The organism is Leeuwenhoekiella sp. W20_SRS_FM14 (assembly GCF_052119605.1).
In the GTDB taxonomy this organism is placed as follows: domain Bacteria; phylum Bacteroidota; class Bacteroidia; order Flavobacteriales; family Flavobacteriaceae; genus Leeuwenhoekiella.
In genome coordinates this window covers 151591-169038 of sequence record NZ_JBGQOK010000002.1, presented here as the reverse complement: position 1 = coordinate 169038, position 17448 = coordinate 151591, and the positions used below count along the sequence as shown (strand labels likewise).

13 protein-coding genes are annotated in these 17448 nt (G+C 34.7%); 10 read left to right on the top strand and 3 right to left on the bottom strand.

What is annotated here, in order from left to right; all coding sequences use genetic code 11:
• The first annotated feature begins 153 nt into the window (after positions 1-153).
• The 10 genes from accD (at position 154) to rpe (ending at position 12277) form a co-directional block, all read left to right on the top strand.
• Positions 154-1011, top strand: a complete 858-nt coding sequence (gene accD, locus ACEN25_RS04265) for an acetyl-CoA carboxylase, carboxyltransferase subunit beta (RefSeq protein ID WP_028374569.1) — start codon at positions 154-156, stop codon at positions 1009-1011.
• A gap of 93 nt (positions 1012-1104) precedes the next feature.
• The gene (rpsO, locus tag ACEN25_RS04260) at positions 1105-1374 is read left to right on the top strand and encodes a 30S ribosomal protein S15 (RefSeq protein ID WP_028374568.1); all 270 of its coding nucleotides are present in this window, start codon (positions 1105-1107) and stop codon (positions 1372-1374) included.
• A 198-nt stretch (positions 1375-1572) separates the two neighbouring features.
• Positions 1573-3810 (top strand): polyribonucleotide nucleotidyltransferase, encoded by a 2238-nt coding sequence (locus tag ACEN25_RS04255; protein ID WP_441801821.1) that lies wholly within the window; start codon positions 1573-1575, stop codon positions 3808-3810.
• 368 nt (positions 3811-4178) lie between these two features.
• A complete protein-coding gene (gene proC / locus ACEN25_RS04250; RefSeq protein ID WP_441801820.1) occupies positions 4179-4985 on the top strand; it encodes a pyrroline-5-carboxylate reductase in 807 nt (268 codons plus the stop codon).
• A gap of 4 nt (positions 4986-4989) precedes the next feature.
• Entirely contained in the window at positions 4990-5760 is a 771-nt protein-coding gene (gene proB, locus ACEN25_RS04245; protein WP_441801819.1) for a glutamate 5-kinase, read from the top strand.
• A gap of 103 nt (positions 5761-5863) precedes the next feature.
• A complete protein-coding gene (locus tag ACEN25_RS04240) occupies positions 5864-7063 on the top strand; it encodes a glutamate-5-semialdehyde dehydrogenase (RefSeq protein WP_441801818.1) in 1200 nt (399 codons plus the stop codon).
• Positions 7064-7244: 181 nt separating this feature from the next.
• Complete coding sequence (locus ACEN25_RS04235; RefSeq protein ID WP_441801817.1) at positions 7245-9971, top strand: ATP-binding protein; 2727 nt, start codon at positions 7245-7247, stop codon at positions 9969-9971.
• A gap of 150 nt (positions 9972-10121) precedes the next feature.
• Positions 10122-10985 carry a sigma-70 family RNA polymerase sigma factor gene (locus ACEN25_RS04230; protein WP_028374563.1) on the top strand — a complete coding sequence of 288 codons (864 nt, stop codon included), beginning with the start codon at positions 10122-10124 and terminating at the stop codon, positions 10983-10985.
• A gap of 130 nt (positions 10986-11115) precedes the next feature.
• Positions 11116-11589, top strand: coding sequence for a BLUF domain-containing protein (locus ACEN25_RS04225; protein ID WP_441801816.1), 474 nt, complete (start codon positions 11116-11118; stop codon positions 11587-11589).
• Between the two features lie 28 nt (positions 11590-11617).
• Positions 11618-12277 carry a ribulose-phosphate 3-epimerase gene (gene rpe, locus ACEN25_RS04220; RefSeq protein WP_441801815.1) on the top strand — a complete coding sequence of 220 codons (660 nt, stop codon included), beginning with the start codon at positions 11618-11620 and terminating at the stop codon, positions 12275-12277.
• A 636-nt stretch (positions 12278-12913) separates the two neighbouring features.
• Here the strand turns inward: rpe and ACEN25_RS04215 are convergent.
• The 3 genes from ACEN25_RS04215 to ACEN25_RS04205 form a co-directional block, all read right to left on the bottom strand.
• A complete protein-coding gene (locus ACEN25_RS04215) occupies positions 12914-14365 on the bottom strand; it encodes an SLC13 family permease (protein ID WP_441801814.1) in 1452 nt (483 codons plus the stop codon).
• Between the two features lie 207 nt (positions 14366-14572).
• A complete protein-coding gene (locus ACEN25_RS04210; RefSeq protein ID WP_441801813.1) occupies positions 14573-16495 on the bottom strand; it encodes an OmpA family protein in 1923 nt (640 codons plus the stop codon).
• A gap of 11 nt (positions 16496-16506) precedes the next feature.
• A complete protein-coding gene (locus tag ACEN25_RS04205; protein ID WP_441801812.1) occupies positions 16507-17430 on the bottom strand; it encodes a PorP/SprF family type IX secretion system membrane protein in 924 nt (307 codons plus the stop codon).
• Positions 17431-17448 lie beyond the last annotated feature (18 nt).

The following is a 17448-nucleotide window of genomic DNA, read 5'->3' as shown; positions in this document are numbered from 1 at the left end:
CACCCTTAATAATTATCTTTTAAAAATACTGACTTTACTAAAGGTTAATACCAACTTTCCTGTTGAAATTAATCTGAAAGCAATTAAGTTTTCTTACATAAAAATTTGAAATTAAAGCTTAATTAACGAGTCAAAAACTAAAAAGCAAAATTTATGGCTTGGTTCAAACGAAAAGAAAAAGGTATACAAACCGCTACCGAAAATAAAAAAGACGTACCCAAAGGTCTTTGGTATAAATCACCTACCGGTAAAATTATTGATGCAGATGAGCTTGCTAAAAACTTTTATGTAAGTCCAGAAGATGATTACCATGTAAGAATAGGAAGCGAAGAATACTTTTCAATTCTTTTTGATGAAGGAAAATATAAAGAATTAGATAAGAACCTTAGTTCTAAAGATCCCTTAGGATTTGAAGACACTAAAAAATACGTAGATCGTCTTAAAGATGCAGAAGCTAAAACCGGTCTTAAAGATGCGGTACGTACAGCGGTAGGTAAAAGCTTTGGCAAAGATCTGGTTGTTGCGGCAATGGATTTTAAATTTATTGGCGGTTCTATGGGATCTGTTGTAGGTGAAAAAATTGCCCGCGCAGCAGATTACTCACTTAAAAACAATGTGCCTTTAGTTATAATATCTAAATCTGGTGGCGCGCGTATGATGGAAGCTGCCTTATCTTTAATGCAATTAGCAAAAACATCTGCTAAACTTGCACAACTTGCAGAGGCTAAAATTCCTTACATCTCTTTATGTACAGATCCTACAACAGGCGGTACAACAGCCTCTTTTGCGATGCTAGGAGATATAAACATTTCTGAACCCGGTGCATTAATAGGTTTTGCAGGTCCCCGAGTAGTACGCGATACAACTGGTCAGGAACTTCCAGCAGATTTTCAAACTGCAGAATTCTTGAAAGAGCACGGTTTCCTAGATTTTATTTCACACCGTAAAGTGTTAAAGAAAAATATAAATCTCTATATAGACTTAATTCTCAATCAAGCTATACGTAATTAAAAATATCGTTTTTCTTTAAGAATTAATTGTATCTTTGCCGGCTTAATGAGATAGACTCATTAAATACATAAAAACTATTTAAATAATATTGGCATGTATCTTACTCAAGAAAAGAAAGATGAAATTTTTAGCAAATACGGTAAAGGCAAAAACGATACCGGGTCTGCAGAGGGACAAATTGCGTTATTCACATACCGCATTAGCCACCTTACTGAGCATTTAAAAACAAACCGTAAGGATTTTAACACAGAGCGTTCATTAGTAATGCTGGTAGGTAAACGCAGAGCGTTGCTTGATTACTTAATTAAGAAAGATATTTTAAGATATCGTGCTATCGTTAAAGAATTAGGTTTAAGAAAATAATTCTTATTTTTAAAAGGGGCAGTTTGCCCCTTTTATTTTATTAATTACTCAAAAGTCCCGAAAGGGCAAAGAAAGCTACCTAAAGGTTTTTCACAGGTCAAACACTACACACAACACAACAACAGACCTTGCCTTTCCCTAACTAGTTAAGGCATTTGATTAATTGCACGCGCTATCGTGCTACTGAAAAACATTTTTATGATTCCAAAAACTTTCAAAGAGGTTATAGACCTTGGTGATGGTAGAGAAATCTCTATCGAAACCGGTAAACTCGCAAAACAGGCACACGGTTCTGTTGTAGTACAATCCGGTAAATGTATGATACTTTGTACTGTTGTATCTAATTACAAACAAAGTGACGTTGATTTTCTTCCGTTAACGGTAGATTATCGTGAAAAATTTGCGGCAGCAGGCCGTTATCCTGGTGGTTTCTTCAAAAGAGAAGCACGCCCAAGTGATGGTGAAGTTTTAACCATGCGTCTGGTTGACCGTGTACTTCGCCCTTTATTCCCTAAAGATTACCACGCAGAAACTCAGGTTATGATTCAGCTAATGTCTCATGACGATGATGTTATGCCTGATGCTATGGCGGGTCTTGCCGCTTCTGCTGCAATTCAACTTTCAGACTTTCCGTTTGAATGTGCTATTTCAGAAGTACGCGTAGGTCGTATTAATGGTGAATTTATCATCAATCCTTCAAGAACTCAATTAGCAGAATCTGATATCGATATGGTAATTGGTGCATCTGCAGATTCTGTAATGATGGTTGAAGGTGAAATGAACGAGATTTCTGAGGAAGAAATGACTGAAGCTATCAAAGCTGCTCACGAAGCTATAAAAGTACAGTGTGCTGCTCAGATTCGTTTAGCTGAAGCTTTCGGTAAGAAAGAAACTCGTGAGTATGAGCCAGAGCGTGAAGATGCAGATCTTGCACAGAAAATTCACGATATGGCTTATGATAAAGTCTATGCAATTGCAAAAGCAGGTTCTGCCAAGCACGAGCGTAGTGCAGCATTTGATGCTATAAAAGAAGAAATAAAGGCTACTTTTTCTGAAGAAGAATTAGCAGATTTCGGAAGCCTTATTTCTAAGTATTACTACAAGGCTGAAAAAGCGGCTGTACGTGATCTTACACTTAATGAAGGTTTACGTCTTGATGGTCGTAAAACAACAGACATACGCCCTATCTGGTGTGAAACCGATTATTTACCGTCTGTACACGGTTCTTCCATTTTTACTCGTGGGGAAACTCAAGCATTAGCTACAGTAACTTTAGGTACTTCTAGAGAAGCTAATCAAATAGATATGCCTTCATACGAAGGTGAAGAGACATTCTATTTACACTACAACTTCCCTCCTTTCTCAACTGGTGAGGCGCGCCCAATACGTGGTACTTCTCGTCGTGAGGTAGGACACGGTAACCTTGCACAACGTGCTCTTAAAGGTATGATTCCTGCAGACTGCCCATATACTGTACGAGTAGTTTCAGAAGTATTAGAATCTAATGGTTCTTCTTCTATGGCAACTGTTTGTGCCGGTACAATGGCATTAATGGATGCTGGTGTTCAATTAAAAAAACCGGTTTCTGGTATTGCTATGGGATTAATCTCAGACGGTGATTCTGGTAAATATGCGGTTCTTTCAGATATATTAGGTGATGAAGACCATTTAGGTGATATGGACTTTAAAGTAACCGGTACGGCAGATGGTATTACTGCGTGCCAGATGGATATTAAGGTTAAGGGTCTTTCTTACGAAATTTTGGTAAGCGCACTTAAACAAGCACGTGACGGTCGTTTACATATTTTAGGTAAACTCACAGAAACGATTAGCGCACCACGTGAGGATGTTAAAGAATATGCTCCTAAAATGGTGTCTGTACGCATACCTAATGCGTATATAGGTGCACTTATAGGACCTGGCGGAAAGGTGATTCAAGAACTTCAGAAGGCAACTGGTACAACTATCGTAATAAACGAAGATCCTGTTACAGAAGAAGGTATTGTAGAGATTTTAGGTACTGGTCAGGAAAGTATTAATGCAGTTCTTGCTAAAATTGACTCTATTACGTTTAAACCTGTAGTTGGCGACAGCTATAGAGTTAAGGTAATTAAGATGTTAGATTTTGGAGCTGTAGTAGAATATGTTGACGCTCCAGGAAACGAAGTATTACTTCACGTGTCTGAATTAGCCTGGGAACGTACAGAAAATGTAAGTGACGTTGTAAATATGGGTGATGAATTTGAAGTTAAATACTTCGGTCTCGATCCTCGTACACGTAAAGAAAAAGTTTCTCGTAAGGCATTGCTTGAAAAACCAGAAGGTTACAAAGAACGTGCTCCTCGAGAAAATAATGATCGTGGTGGTAGCAGAGATCGCGACAACCGTGGTAGAGACAACCGCAGTCGTGATAACAGAGATCGCAAAAGAGATTAAATTCTCTTTATCTATAAATGATAAAAGGAGCCTAAGGCTCCTTTTTTTTTTGAAAATCCTTTAAAAATAGACACATATTGCGTGATAAAAATATTTTTAAAAATAATTTATACTATTCTTAATTGTAGTCACCAAAGCGTTAAAACTGCCATTAATACAGGGGTTTGGCAGTTTTCCTGCCAAAAATCGTAATGCTATCAATCTGTTTTAGTTATAACAATTTTAACATTTATTTTTAATAACCTTCTTAGGCGTTAGTATAATTGCGCTAAGAAGCTATTATTTTTCTAGAAACTTCAATATTCCCTTTTTTTTATTTTGTCGTACGATACTTGCAGCTAATAGGTTGAACCAATAAAGAAAACTTAATGAAAGTATTAGTATTAGGTGCAGGAAATATGGGATTGACCTACGCAGAAGGTATGGCACAATCACCATTTCTAAACAATCGCAAGCTCATGATATTCGATGTATCACCAGAAAAAACTGAAGCACTATCAACCATGGCTCAGTTTGATGCTTACGATAGTATTGAAGAATGTGTACCCAAGGCAGATGTGATTTTTATAGCGGTTAAACCCTTTCACAGTCAGTCACTATTTAAATCTATAAAACCTTATATAAATGACCAGCAAATATTTGTGTCATTAATGGCGGGTGTAACAATTAAGACGATTCAAGATGGTTTAGGTGTTAGTAAAGTAATACGTACAATGCCAAACTTACCTGCAAAAGTAGGTAAAGGTGTTACCTCATTTACCGAGTCTGAATCTGTAAGTAGAATAGAACTTCTAACTGTGCGTAATTTATTAGATACTACCGGCGCTTCTATTCACGTAGAAAACGAGAATTTTATAGATGCGTCTACAGGAATATCAGGTAGTGGTCCTGCATATATATTTTATTTTATGCAATCTATGCTTGAAGCCGCACTTAAAATGGGCTTCTCTTCAAATGATTCTAAAGTACTAGTTTCTAAAACCTTTGAAGGAGCTGTAAAGTTATTTAATGATTCAGATCTTTCACCAGAAACCTGGATGGATCGCGTAGCTTCAAAAGGTGGTACAACCCGTGCCGCACTTGACTCTATGGAAGACAATAATGTAAAAGAATTAATTAAAGATGCGGCTTATGCTGCATTTAACCGAGCAACAGAACTTGGTAAAGAAAAATAATGTTATGAGCACAAAACGTGTAGTTATTAAAGTAGGAACTAATGTTATGACCAACAAAAATAATAGAATCGTTGGTCCTGTTCTTCAAGAATTAGTACGACAAATAGCAGAATTGTATGAAAAGGGATATCAACCTGTTCTCGTCTCTTCAGGATCTGCAATAGCAGGTAAAGAAGTTTTAGGCGATTGCAGCTATACAGATCCTTCTACAAGAAGACAAATTTTCTCTTCAGTAGGACAACCGCGTATGATGCGCCACTATTATACGATGTTTAATAGTTTCGGAATGCATTGCGCGCAGCTCTTGGCCACAAAACGAGATTTTGCGCCGGGAAAACATCGTGAAAACATGATAAATTGTTATGAAGGTTTATTATCTGAAGGGATCATTCCTATAGCAAATGAAGATGATGCTGTTTCACTTACGATGTCTATGTTTACAGACAATGATGAGCTGGCAAGTTTAGTAGCAGAGCTCATTAATGCCGATGCATTGATTTTATTAACCGATACAGACGGACTTTATACCGGCCATCCCGACGATGATGATTCTCATAAATTGACAGAAGTACACCCTGAAGAAAATGTTGAGCAATATGTTCAGGAAAACAATAAAGCCGAAGGAGAAGGAAGAGGCGGTATGCGATCTAAACTCAAAATCGCTAAAGATGCTGCCAGAAAAAATATAACCTGTTATATCGCAAATGGTAAAAAACATAATGTGATACTAGATTTGCTTGACGGCAAAAATATAGGTACGAAGTTTTCTGCTTAAGAAACTAAATAAAAGATGGTTTGATTGAAAATCATCACCTGATTGAAGTGCAGGTTTTTTATATACCCAACAAGGGTGAATTATTAACCGAAAAATTACAAATATGAAATTACTCTCAAAAGAGATAAAAAATAAAGTTCTTGATTCTATGATGCAAATCATTCAATCAAGAAAATCTGAAATACTCGAAGCAAATAAAAAAGATTTAGAAGCTTTTGATCGTGAGGATCAGGCACTTTACGACCGTTTAGTGGTGAATGATTCTAAGGTACAAGGAATGATTCAGGCGATTAAAGAAGTAAAAGAGCAGGAAGATCCTGTAAGCCAGGAAATTTCTAATATAACACTAGATAGCGGTTTAAATATAGTGAATAAGACTGCTCCTTTTGGTACGATTATGATTATTTACGAATCGCGTCCTGATGTCACCATTGAGGCAGCTGTTTTAGCATTTAAAGCAAACAATAAAATACTTTTAAAAGGTGGTAAAGAAGCCTATAATAGTAATGTTGTTCTGGTTGATTGCTGGAAACAGGCGTTACGCGAAAATGGCCTTGATGAGTCCTGGATTACCATGTTACAAATGAACCGTGAAGAAACTCAGGAATTTTTAAGAAATCCTGATCAACCATTAGACTTAATTGTACCCCGTGGTGGCGAGCGCCTAATCGATTTTGTTAAGCAGCATGCAAAGTGTGCTGTCTTAATAAGTGGTAGAGGAAACAATTTCTTATATGTGCATCCTGAAGCAGACTGGAAAAAGACAATCGAGGTAATCATCAATGCCAAAACCGATAAAATTTCAGGTTGTAATGCACTTGATAAAGTACTAATAGATACTAATCTACCTGATTATGAGACTCGCTTAAGAGAATTGAATGAAATTTTGATTGGTAAAGGTGTTGAAGTACTTGCTGATGAACTTTCTAAAAAAGTACTTAAAGACAATGAGGTTCTACCTACAGAAGATACGTGGTATGAAGAATTTCTGGCTATGAAAATTGTACTGGGTGCAGTCACCGGCATAGAAGAGGCGATGACAAAAATAAATACGTATAGTGGTGGTCACTCCAGTAGTATTATGACCCAGAATACTGAAGCTGCAACCCGATTTATGGAAAACATAGATACTGCAGCTGTATATCATAATGCTTCTACCCGCTTCACTGATGGCGGTCAGATGGGGGTAGGTGCAGAACTTGCCATAAGTACAGATAAATTACACCATAGAGGCCCCTTAGGTCTTAAACAACTGGTAACTAATAAATACTATGTATATGGTGATGGGCATATTCGGGTCTAATGCTTAAATATATTAATAGAGCCTATTTGAGGTTATTTTAAAGTCTGGCAACTGTCAGACTTTTTTTTGGTCCATATACCGAAATGATTGTATTTATGACCTTAAATAAGTACATGTAATAGTAAAAGATTAATTTAGTATACTGTTCTCCTATTTAATCGCATCATATCACCCTAGCTAAATGAACTCTTTTATTGATCGTCTTTTTACCCAACGAGCCAGCCGACTCAGCAAAGAAGAAGTAACAGACCCTAAGAGCATATTTTTTCAATACTTGTTAGGTTTAGGAACTTATAGCAAACGATTACAAGAATTAAAATCGCAAATAGCAAACTTCACATACCCTGATGATGTCTTTACAGCAGATTTGTGCTGTGTTAATTTATATTTGGATCTTGAGAATTACTTAATCACCTATGATAATGCATATATAAATACCAAAGAAAACTTAAGACAAGAACTTCGGGAAAAGTTTCCGGTTATAACAAATTCAATGGCTTTTATGCCACTTTATGAATCTGGTAAAAACAAAGAGATACTAATTGCTCGTATTTATCTTCTCATAGTTCTTAGAAAATTAAAACTAAAAAATACAGAGCTTGCAAGCACTATTGCCTGGATTGAAGCTTTAAAAGCTTCAATAAATTCTAATAGCTCAGATGATTTGGTGAAGCAGATAAATGCATTTAGAAGAGTGAAAGATGATGCTTTTAAAATTACTAAAGAATTTAACGAGCTTCTCGGGTCAGATACAGTTACTTCAATCTTCGACACTACTAAAGACGAGTTTTATATCTATTACAATCTGCTGCCTGCAGTTACGTGTATTGCAGATGTTATACCTAATTCATTTACCTCGATTCTCAATGAAACAAAACCCATCATCAATTTAGATTTTGATACTGTAAAGAAAGACATTCAAAAAATATCAACTCCACCTGCAAACTTTCCGGTTTATGGTGAGACTTTTTCCATATTAGAAAATCTGCTAGATGGTTATTTGCTGTTTGATGCATTAGGCACAATTAGAGATTGTAATACACTGGCCTTAAAAATCTTTGGATATACTAAAACTGAACTTGTAAATAATTCGGTATTCAAGCTTTTTCCAGATGATTTAACGACACTTTTAAAAACTGACCTTCAAAATTTATATTCGGTTACCGAAACTGAGGTTATTGGACACCGTATAGAAACCGATATTACAAACAGAGCCGGTATTTCTTCGTATTACGAGATTTCGTTTTCTAATAATTTTGCTTCCCCAGAAGATAGCTTTACGGCCCTGATTAAGAATATTTCAAACCGAAAAGATACTCTTAAGGCCAAGATTAACGCAGAGCGGGTTGCTGAAGCAAAAACTACCTTTCTATCAAATATGAGTCACGAAATACGCACACCTTTAAATGTGATTTTGGGGCTTTCTGAAATAATCTCAAAAAGTGACTTACACGATCAACAACTTCTGAGAAAAAATATTGACGGGATTTCATTTTCAGCAAAAAATTTACTCTCTATAGTTAATGATATTCTTGACTTTTCTAAAATTGAAGCTGGTAAACTTACTTTGCAATCCTTAGATTTTAACTTGCGAGAAGTAGTTACAAACCTTACTTCAGGATTTGAAATTAAAGGTAAAGAAAAGGGTATTGCAATTAGTGTTGAAATAGATGATGCCATTCCTAAAATTGTGGTTGGAGATCAATTTAGATTAAATCAAATTCTTACCAATCTTGTAGGCAATGCTATAAAATTTACTAAAAAAGGCTATATACGCATTGCGTTAAATCTTTTAAATAAAAATGAACATTCCAATACTATAGAATTTAAAGTTACCGATACCGGAATAGGCATTGCCCCTGATAAATTAGAAAGCATATTCGAAAGTTTTTATCAGGTTGAGGGTAAGGAAAATGCTAAAATTAACGGTACGGGATTAGGGCTTACAATAACACGAGAACTTATTGCACTTCAACAAGGTAAGTTAAATGCTGAAAGTGAACTGGGTAAAGGATCAACCTTTTCATTCACAATTGATTTTAAAAGTAGTAAACTCAAAAAGATTAAAAATACAGATCTTCATAAACATACAAACAGCGCTAGACTTAGTGATTTGCGCATTTTAGTAGCCGAAGATAATAAGATGAATCAGTTCTATATACGTCAACTACTACAGGGGCTGGGTGTAGAAGCAGATATTGCCGAAAATGGTGAAGAAGCAGTTGCTATTTATAAAAACAATTCGGTTCAATACGATCTTATTTTGATGGATATGCATATGCCGGTAATGAACGGTCTCGAAGCGATTTCATTAATACGACAATCTCACAAAGACTCATTACATAAAGTACCTATTGTAGCATGCTCTGCAGATGTTTTTCCAGAATCTAGAAAAAATGCAATTAAAGCAGGTATAGATTTTTACCTCACAAAACCTTTAAAAGAAGAAGATTTAAAAGAAGTTTTATATTGGCTTATTTCAGATGAAAAACCAGTCATAAATACTGAAGAAACTATCAGAATAATTGAAAATACCGAAAGGACAGAAAGTACAAACTATGTAAACATCGCGCAGCTACTAGAAATATTTGATAATGATACCGCATTTATTATTTCTTTACTCGAAGTATTTATAAGTGAAACACCAGAAGATTTAAATAGCCTTAGAAATTGTGTTGCCCGGGAATATTATCCCAGGGCAAGTACCTTAGCACACAAATTGAAATCAAGTTTTATGAATTTGGGTATGACTACACATGGGCATCATTTGCAGCAAATAGAAAGTACTATAATAATTCCATCAAAAACGGAGGAAGCTAAAAAACATTTACGGGCATTTGAAGAAATATACACCAAAGCACTTATTGAAATTAATCTTCTGATAATCAAACTAAAACAAGAACTATAGTAACAACGCATAGCCCCATAAAGTTATTTACAAGTACTTAAAAATAATATTGTTAAAATTTTCTAAATAAATTTCATTTTTTTTGTAACCTTTTTATATGCCCTTACGTATAAGATGTAGTTTAAACAACTTAATACACGTAATAGTCCTATGAGACAACTTAAAATTACAAAACAGGTTACAAACAGAGAGACTGCTTCTTTAGACAAATATCTACAGGAAATAGGTAAAGTAGACCTTATCACTGCAGACGAAGAAGTAGAACTTGCACAACGTATTAAAGCAGGTGACCAGAGAGCACTTGAGAAACTAACCAAAGCAAACTTAAGATTTGTAGTTTCTGTTGCTAAACAATACCAAAACCAGGGATTAACCTTACCAGATTTAATTAATGAGGGAAATTTAGGGTTAATTAAAGCTGCGCAACGTTTTGATGAGACTCGTGGTTTTAAATTTATCTCTTATGCGGTATGGTGGATTAGACAGTCTATTTTACAAGCACTAGCAGAACAGTCGCGTATTGTAAGATTGCCATTAAACAAAATAGGTTCTATAAATAAGATTAATAAAACTTTTGCTTATTTAGAGCAAGCACATGAACGACCACCCAGCCCAGAAGAGATTGCTAAAGAACTAGATATGAGCATTAATGACGTAAAAGAGTCATTAAAAAATGCAGGACGCCACGTAAGTATGGATGCGCCATTAATATCTGGTGAAGATTCTACGTTATACGATGTTCTTCGTTTTGGAGAATCGCCTAACCCAGATCGTGAGTTATTAAATGAATCGCTTTGCACCGAAGTAGAGCGAGCCTTAGACACATTGACTCCTAGAGAAGCAGATGTAGTGCGTTTATATTTTGGTTTAGGTAATCAACATCCTATGACATTAGAAGAAATAGGAGAAACCTTCGACCTTACTCGCGAGCGTGTACGCCAGATTAAAGAAAAAGCAATCAGACGATTAAAACATACCTCAAGAAGTAAAATTTTAAAAACCTATTTAGGATAGTTATTTTTACAAGAATTCGTTAAATATGGGGCTTGCTGATACTTTTTTATTAAATTGCCTACCAGAATAAGACCCCAAAAAAAATATTTAAGACAACAACAGTTTATCATAACTGTTCGTTTTTTGATTGATGAATGAATCCCCGGCTGATTACCGGGGATTTTTATTGTATCTTATTTATTATCCAATTTATTTTATGTTTTACTATTTGATATATGTTAGCGACTCTTCAGATTTATCTAATACTGAGATTGTTAACGATATTTTGAATAATGTAGCAAATTGGAATACTATTCTTGATATTTCTGGATTTCTAGTATACAAAGATGGTAACTACCTCCAGTTATTAGAGGGAGAGAAAGAAAATGTTTTAAAGCTGTTTAATAAAATCAAAAAAGACAGGCGGCATAAAAATGTTACCCAAATCCTGGACAACCAATCCACAAATCGACTTTTTAGTGATTATGAATCCGGGTTTTTAGTTCCAAAAAATAAAATTGTTTTAGAACTTTTAAAAAATCATCTGCTAAATTTAAACCTTTTAGAAAATCCAAAATTAGATTCTACCATATTGATATTAGAGAAAATACTTTCTAATATGTAATTTTACATACCAATCAAGAATTATCCTTATGAAACCTACCTACCTTGCACCCTCATTACTCGCTGCAGACTTTGCGAATCTTGAACGTGATATAAAGATGATTAATGCAAGTGAAGCAGACTGGTTTCATGTTGATATTATGGATGGAGTATTTGTTCCTAATATATCTTTTGGCTTTCCTGTTGTAAAAGCGATTACAAAACATGCCACAAAAACTATAGATGTTCATTTAATGATAGTAGATCCTGATCGCTACATTAAAACATTTGCCCAATTAGGGACTACAAACCTAACTGTACACTATGAAGCTTGCACACACTTACATAGAACACTACAAGCCATCAAGGCTGAAGGGATGAAAGCTGGTGTTGCTTTAAATCCTCACACCCCAGTTTACCTACTTAAAGACGTTATTCAAGATATAGATCAGGTCATAATTATGAGCGTAAATCCAGGATTTGGCGGTCAATCTTTTATAGAAAATACCTATAAAAAAGTAAGAGAGCTGAAAGAAATCATTTTAAATGCAAAAGCAAACACGCTTATTGAAATAGATGGCGGTGTAACCGATCAAAATGCCAAAAAACTGCTACTAAGCGGAGCCAATATTCTTGTCGCAGGGAGTTTTGTATTTAATGCTGAAAACCCTACTGAAATTATTAAAGACTTAAAAAAGATCATGTCTTAAAATAAGACTATTTACACTCTTTTATTTAAAATAATTATTATCTATTTCTATGTAAAATTAGCGAATAGACTTCGCTATGTATTTCTATGCTTAGAATATCTGAATCTTCTATAGCACCTAAAAGTTTTTAATATTTTTTAAAGTACTCAGAAGTATAATAGTCTATAAGACTATTATAATTAAACCGCTGAGGTAATTTATATTTGATAATGATAAAATTTCTTAATCTAAGAAATTCAAAAGTGGAACTATTAATTAGATTCCTATACTAAATAAAAAAAGGCAGAACGGGCTTGCAAGACAGCATAATACGTAACGCCCCCTACAGCTCACGGATTTACTATTCTAAACAGAGGCCAATTCTACCCTATTTCTATTTAAGAAAAAATTTGAGGCAATTTAAAAACAATATTTTTAAATACCATTCATATCATTAAAAATGATATTCTTTAACATTTATTATATTAGGTCAAAGAAAACTAAAACATATTAAACCATTTTACAGATTTCCTCATTTGACTTAATATTTAACAAAAAATTACATTCTATTGCTATGCGACTACCACAAAAATACTGCCATTAAATCAGGATTCGCCTTTTTATATTTTCCAAGTATAATGGATAATGTAATTCTGATTAATCAGTATAAACTTGAAAATCCCAAACTAAGGGTAATATATAATAAACCATAAATGTTAGTAAAAGAATTGAAAGTATATTCATCCAGATGCCTGCTCGTACCATATCTGGGATACGTAAATAACCAGATCCAAATACTACGGCATTAGGTGGCGTAGCTACAGGGAGCATAAATGCACAGGAAGCTGCGACTGTTGTAGAAACTAAAAGCAAGTAGGGGTTTAGATTTAAATTAAGTGCGATGGGAGCTAATATAGGCAGCAGCATTGCGGTGGTTGCCAGATTTGAGGTAAGTTCAGTTATAAAATTTACACTAAATATGACTATAAATAACAGTACGATTAGTGGTAAAGCCTCTAATAAAACCATTTGAGTACCAAACCAGGTAGCAAGCCCTGTAACTTCAAAACCTGAAGCAAGCGCCATACCTCCACCAAAAAGTAAAATTATTCCCCAGGGTATGTTAATCGCATCGTCCCAATTTATAATACGCTCTTTTTTATCACTCGTGTTTATTGCAAATAATAGAATTCCTGCAGCTACTGCAATGATGGTATCATCTATTTGGGGAAAAATACGCTCTAACAAAAAGGCTCTCGTAATCCAGCAGAAAGCAGTAAGTATAAATATTGATAATACAATTTTCTCTTCTCGACACATAGGTCCTAATTCTGCAAGAAGTCGCTCTACTTCTCTTTTACCTCCCGGAAATTCTTTCTGTTTAAATTTAAAAGCAATATTTGTTAAGTAAAACCACGAAATAGCCAATAATAGCAGACTAATAGGAAGGCCAAACTTAAACCATTGAAAAAAACTAATATCAATTTTATAAACCTCCTGTATATATCCTGCAAAAACTAAATTGGGTGGTGTACCTATAAGCGTAGCCATACCTCCTATTGATGCACTGTAAGCAATACCTAACATTAATGCTTTTCCAAAAATTTTATTTTCATCCTCTATAGTATTTGGGTTATCCTTTAATTGAGAAATTATAGACATTCCAATAGGTAGCATCATAACTGCTGTGGCTGTATTAGAAATCCACATAGATAAAAATGCAGTTGCCACCATAAAACCCAGTATGATTTGTTTAACATTAGTTCCTATAGCTTGTATTAAATGCAAGGCAATACGTTTGTGTAGGTTCCATTTTTCAATGGCAATGGCCAGCATAAATCCTCCTAAATAGAGAAATATATATTTATGCCCGTAAGAGGCCGTGGTGGTAGAAATATCAAGCGCTCCTGTAAGCGGAAAAATAACAATGGGCAATAGCGCGGTAACTGCAATAGGTACAGCTTCGGTAACCCACCATAATGCAATCCAGATTGTAGCGCATAAGATAGCATACGCCGATGCTGACATAGCTTCCGGCGGATTTAATTGCTGCAAACCAATAAATAATAGTGGACCAAGTATTAGAAAGAGTATCTTATTAAGCTTCATTCAAAAAAGTATTGAGGGTCATTTCCCATTTAAATTAAGAAAACGCCCTTAAATTACTTTAAATATTGAGATCAATATCATCTCAAGCCTTAATTGGTAAAAAACAAATCATTTAACTACTTAGTATCGTACAAATAAGAAACTCCTTCAAAAGAAGGAGTTTCTACGCTAGTACACTTGATCAATTGGGCGCACTAGCGCCTCTCATTATCTTCTAACTACAATAAATTCAGATCGTCTGTTTTCAGAATATTCTACCTCTGTACAGTTTTTACTTTCCTCATCACAAATATTAATAGGTTGTGATTCTCCATAGCCTATAGCACTTTCTATACGTGATGGATTTATTCCTTTTTCAATAAGCCAATCTCGTGTGGCTAATGCTCTATTTGTAGATAATATCTTATTAAAATAATCTGTCCCTCGCTGATCTGTGTGGGCTTCTATTTTAATAATCATATCAGGATAGGCAACCATTGCATTAAGCACTTTATGCATTTGTATGGCTGCTATGTCATTAATATTATACCTGTAATACTCAAAGTAAATAGGATCTATACGTATCTTCTCTACTACTCCATCTGTCACAAATGTGTCTGATAAATCCTTCAGTTTAAAGTCTACCATATTCATTAGATGACCCGGTAAAATATCTGTACTAAATTCTAAAGCGTCTCTGCTAAAACCTAGTTTAGAGGCTTCAATTTTATACTTTTGACCACAGTTTAATTCTAACGTATAAACTCCTTTCTCATTAGTCGTCACTTTTACGTATTCTTTAAGATCACTATTAAATACAGTAACTATAGCATTTGTCAACGGCTCTTTAGTATCTATATTAAATACAGTTCCATTTATCGTTTGTAGACATTCCTTTAAATTGTATTTAAAACTATAGATATCGTCACCACCCTTACCTCCTGACCGGTTTGAAGAAAAATATCCTGTATTGGGTTCTTTTCCTTCTAAATATGCAAAATCATCTGCGTTGGAGTTAATACCCGGACCTAAATTTATAGTCGCCCCATAAACACCATCTTTAAAAATCGTTTTATAAATATCAAGTCCACCATAGCCTACGTGTCCTTCTGATGAAAAATAAAGCGTGTTGCCTTTTACGTATGGAAAAACATCATCTACCAAACTATTGATGAGCGGGCCTAAATTCATTGGTTTTGAATATGTACCGTCTTCATAAATGTCGCAAACATATATATCTGCATTACCGTAACCTCCCGGCATATCTGAAGCGAAGTACAATTTTTTACCATCTTCTGTCACAAAAGGATGACCTGTAGAATACTCATCACCATTAAATGGCAGTAACTCTTTTTTAAAGCGTTTTGAAGTTACATCAACTCTATAGATCTTAAAATAATTACGTTTATCTCCTTTAAAAACTTTACGCTTTCCATCTTGAAAACTTGATGCATAGTATAAATATTTACTATTAGGAGAGAAGCTTACAGTAGCGTCATGAAAAGGTGTCTCTAATTTTTCATTATAAAGATCTACATTGATAAAGTTTTGACCGTCTACTAATTCAGCTTTATATAGTGCTAAATACGGAGTGTTATCCCGATCAGATATCTTATTAATGTCTTTATTTCTGGATGATGAAAAAACGAATGTATTTCCGTCAAAAGCTCCTCCAAAATCTGCATATTGCGAATTGAGATTCAGATTTTTTACTTCATATAAGGTATCTCCCTTCAGCAATTCATTAAATCTGGAACGCTCTTCATAATATGAATTTAGCATCCCATCTACCCCGCGCTCTTTTAGGTAGATTTCAACCACTTTATTTGCCTTATCATATTCTTTTAAGAAACGAAGCGTATCGTAGTATTGATACCCTTGAAGGTTATTTTTATTAGGCCCTACAATGGTGTACCATTTCTCATACATCTCTTTAGCTTTAATAAAGTCTTTGAGATTGTAATAGGTATCTCCCATATTCATATAAACCTCAGGATCTACTTTTTTTGCTGATTGCAAATACAGTTCATATTCTTTTGCTGCCTCTACATAAATAAAGCGATCATGCAAGCTATTAGCCTTTTCCAGTTGACTCTGCGCAAATAGATTAAAACCTATAAGACAGAATAATGCTATATATATACGTTTCATAGTTTTAATTTTTAGAAGAATCTAGGTGAGAATGTAGCTCCGCGTTTGCGGGCTAGAGAGAACTTAATTAACACTTCGTGACTTCCATCATTATACCGGTTAAAGTCTGATGTGTTGTAATCATAAGCGTAGCCTATAAAAATATTATCAGATACTTGAAAACCGGCTAATGCACCTACCGCGGCATCAACATTATAAGATACCCCCGCTGTAAATTTCTCCAAAAATAGAAAGTTTGCAGATAGACTGGCTCGCATAGGTGCTCCTTCTACATAATCAAAAAGTACTGCTGGTTTAAATTTTATGGTATTGCTTACGTCAAAAATGTACCCTCCTATAAGATAAAGGTTTAGTTTTTCGGTATTCACCATGGTACTTTCATCATTGTAATATTCCTGCGAAAAGAAATTAGGTGTTGATAATCCTATATACCATTTATCACTAAATAAATAAGCCCCCGCCCCTAATACACCCATAAACTGATTATCTATATTATTCATAAATAACGGGTCATTTGGGTTATCAAATTCACCTTTCCTAAAATCTACATTAAGCACTCTAAAGCCTGCTTTTAAACCAAATGACAAATAAGTCTGCGAAGACAACTGTAGCGAGTATGAGAAGTTACCATCAACATTCAATTCTTCAGAAGGTCCTAAAGCATCGCGGGTAATATTCAACCCCAGACCCAGATTGTAGGTCACCGGTGATTCTAAACCTAAACTTACTGTTTCCGGAGCTCCGTTTATTCCGGTAAATTGTGCTTTATAATTTGCGATTATATTAAAATTATCTGATGAACCTGCATAAGCTGGATTGATCGTCATCGTGTTATACATGTATTGAGAATAGTTTATTTCTTGCTGAGCATAAAGGCTTGAGCAACATAAAACGAGTATCAAAAATCTGATTATGTGGGTTACTACTGTTGTCATAATTAAAGTTTTTAATGA

Excerpts from the sequence above, each read along its gene's own strand:
- accD (WP_028374569.1), top strand. The coding sequence starts at position 154 with ATGGCTTGGTTCAAACGAAAAGAAAAAGGTATACAAACCGCTACCGAA.
- rpsO (WP_028374568.1), top strand. The coding sequence starts at position 1,105 with ATGTATCTTACTCAAGAAAAGAAAGATGAAATTTTTAGCAAATACGGT.
- ACEN25_RS04255 (WP_441801821.1), top strand. The coding sequence starts at position 1,573 with ATGATTCCAAAAACTTTCAAAGAGGTTATAGACCTTGGTGATGGTAGA.
- proC (WP_441801820.1), top strand. The coding sequence starts at position 4,179 with ATGAAAGTATTAGTATTAGGTGCAGGAAATATGGGATTGACCTACGCA.
- proB (WP_441801819.1), top strand. The coding sequence starts at position 4,990 with ATGAGCACAAAACGTGTAGTTATTAAAGTAGGAACTAATGTTATGACC.
- ACEN25_RS04240 (WP_441801818.1), top strand. The coding sequence starts at position 5,864 with ATGAAATTACTCTCAAAAGAGATAAAAAATAAAGTTCTTGATTCTATG.
- ACEN25_RS04235 (WP_441801817.1), top strand. The coding sequence starts at position 7,245 with ATGAACTCTTTTATTGATCGTCTTTTTACCCAACGAGCCAGCCGACTC.
- ACEN25_RS04230 (WP_028374563.1), top strand. The coding sequence starts at position 10,122 with ATGAGACAACTTAAAATTACAAAACAGGTTACAAACAGAGAGACTGCT.
- ACEN25_RS04225 (WP_441801816.1), top strand. The coding sequence starts at position 11,116 with ATGAATGAATCCCCGGCTGATTACCGGGGATTTTTATTGTATCTTATT.
- rpe (WP_441801815.1), top strand. The coding sequence starts at position 11,618 with ATGAAACCTACCTACCTTGCACCCTCATTACTCGCTGCAGACTTTGCG.
- ACEN25_RS04215 (WP_441801814.1), bottom strand. The coding sequence starts at position 14,365 with ATGAAGCTTAATAAGATACTCTTTCTAATACTTGGTCCACTATTATTT.
- ACEN25_RS04210 (WP_441801813.1), bottom strand. The coding sequence starts at position 16,495 with ATGAAACGTATATATATAGCATTATTCTGTCTTATAGGTTTTAATCTA.
- ACEN25_RS04205 (WP_441801812.1), bottom strand. The coding sequence starts at position 17,430 with ATGACAACAGTAGTAACCCACATAATCAGATTTTTGATACTCGTTTTA.